2 protein-coding genes are annotated in these 2,212 nt (G+C 41.2%); both read right to left on the bottom strand.

Annotated features, from left to right (window positions below; translation table 11 throughout):
- Positions 1-138: 138 nt before the first annotated feature.
- The gene (locus ACQ661_RS12610) at positions 139-933 is read right to left on the bottom strand and encodes a DUF6615 family protein (protein WP_431668580.1); all 795 of its coding nucleotides are present in this window, start codon (positions 931-933) and stop codon (positions 139-141) included.
- Between the two features lie 108 nt (positions 934-1,041).
- Positions 1,042-2,160, bottom strand: coding sequence for an SEC-C domain-containing protein (locus tag ACQ661_RS12605; protein WP_431668579.1), 1,119 nt, complete (start codon positions 2,158-2,160; stop codon positions 1,042-1,044).
- Positions 2,161-2,212: the final 52 nt, after the last annotated feature.

The following is a 2,212-nucleotide window of genomic DNA, read 5'->3' as shown; positions in this document are numbered from 1 at the left end:
GGTACTTCCTGTTTCGAAGTAAAGCCTCAGTCCTTTGTGCTTGAAAGTTCTAATCATGGATTATAGTGTAGCGCGTTGCGCAATAGTGTCAAGCTGCATAACGCCTAGCTCAGCGCGCGCCGAAGGCGTCCGCTGCAGCTATTTGTTAAATTCACATTCGCTCGTATCTATCAGTAATATCCGTTTTGGGTAATAGCCCAATTCATGATCGTAAAACTGACGAGGCATTTGCTCGAAACTCTGTAGGTGCCCCATTTCACTGATCCACCCCCAAGGGTTCTCGTAAACTTTGGCCTCTACCCCGAAGCGCTGAATCGCCGCTTTTCCGCTTCCAGATGCAGCGAAAGCTATATTTGGACACACCGCGAGACAGCGTAATGGGACAGTCTCAGGAAATGAGTGTATCTTATCGAAGGTGCGCCACCCTCTCTGTGAAATAGCTTTTTTAACATTGTTGAGTGGGGTAACTGTGCATCCCAGCTTGGAGTGATCCATAGGTAAAGGACAGTTCCAGTTTTTGGGCAAGTCCTTAGAACCCAAATGATTGTAAAATGCATACAGAGGAATAGCCTTATTGGCCTTCGCATAATCCTCAAGTATTTTGTGCTGAAACTCTGCTGACACTCCTTCACCAACCTTATGGTTGAGAGAAGCATAACGACCTGTTTTTAAATCCAATTTTTTGGCTTGTACCGCATACCGAAGAAAGCCAGTTGTTTTATTACCAATCCACCACTCCCAATCAGTCCCTTTGACACTCTCCTTATCTTTCGGGGTTTGGATTATCTTGATTGTTGATAGCCTTTGCGATGCCAGATAAAGCAGAAGGTTATCTGTAAGAGTTTCCTCGCCTTGAGATATGCCAAACCTCTTGGAATTTTCGAGACGCTGCCAGATATCGTCGCAGACAACATTTAAGTGATGCTTTAGCACTATCTCTCCTTGTGAATTTAACGCTTTGCTAATTGGCTGCCGCAGCGTAGCGTAGGCAGTCCAGTGGAGGCCATGTTGTTTTTGGCCGGAACGAAATTAAGCATCTTGTTAGAAATTTATTTTCCTGAGGCTACCAACTTCCCACCCTGAAAAGTTGATGCCGTCATCAATCAGTATGTTACAAGGATCATATTCGAACGGGTTTACTCCTGCCATGATGAGCTTCTCTATTTTACCTTTTTGTTCAACTGATAGACCATCCCACCATTTAGGAGATGTAAATGTATTTTCTGCAACACCAAAAAAGAACCGAATTAGCGCACTAAAAATATTATCGGTATCTATGGCCAATAGTGACTTGATGAAGCATAAAACTTTGGTTGAGCTTTTTGACCAACTAAAAACCACATACCCTTTACCATCACTAGAAAATGAATTAAAAACCAATTGCTCAGCCACAACATTTAAGTCACCTAGATCTTGGATTAAATTCCCATCAAAATCTGTTATAGGGGAAACAATTGACGAAACAGCAACGGGCATGGGTGATGTCGCCTCAATAATAAGGTGGCTCAAATTACCAGAAGATTTTCTTAGGAGCTGATCATCAAGCTTCGATTTAAGTTCCGACAATTCTTTGATAGCAGTGTTAATCCCTGTTTGATGAACTGTCGCAAAACTTTGGATGAACATTTGATCTATTCGATTCTTACCTTTGTCCCCATTTTTAATAAAACCCGAGGTATTTAGCCCGCCTTCTTTAGCATAAAGTTCTTTCGCGACTGAACGGTACATCAGAGCTAAACACTGTTCATCATCTCCAATAAACGCTCTATCTTCAATACAAGCAAAGAGCGATTTGTCATGTGTCGAACAGAACCCTTTAAATGTGGATGCTTGATTAATTCCTATTCTCTCAGGAATCAGCTTTCCTTGATTTTTAATTATATTTGGCAAGCTTATTTTTAATCCTAAGACATGATTACTTTCATCTGCAATTTCTTTCAGGCTGCCGCTTTTAGATATGGTATGGGCATTAATAATTTTTTTGCTGCATTCATTTTTTAAGTCATCAGGAACGTAGCAACATTTCCGTGAAGCGTTTTTTTGGCTATGACCAATAGCTTCCCCTAAACTCACTGGGTCTTGATTTTCTCGGCCATAATGGCAATGTTTAAATTTCTTTCCTGAACCACACCAACACTTTTCATTGCGTCCTGTTTTCATGAATTATTAGTACTCCTAGCTTGTTGGCTCAATACTCGATGGTAGAACTAAA

Source organism: Pseudidiomarina sp. WS423, assembly GCF_050750165.1.
Lineage (GTDB): Bacteria > Pseudomonadota > Gammaproteobacteria > Enterobacterales > Alteromonadaceae > Pseudidiomarina > Pseudidiomarina fusca.
Note: the sequence above shows the minus strand (reverse complement) of the source record. Positions and strands in the feature narration are given on the sequence as shown.

What these genes read in the sequence shown, in the direction of transcription:
- ACQ661_RS12605 (WP_431668579.1), bottom strand. Translation starts at nt 2,160, where the DNA reads ATGAAAACAGGACGCAATGAAAAGTGTTGGTGTGGTTCAGGAAAGAAA.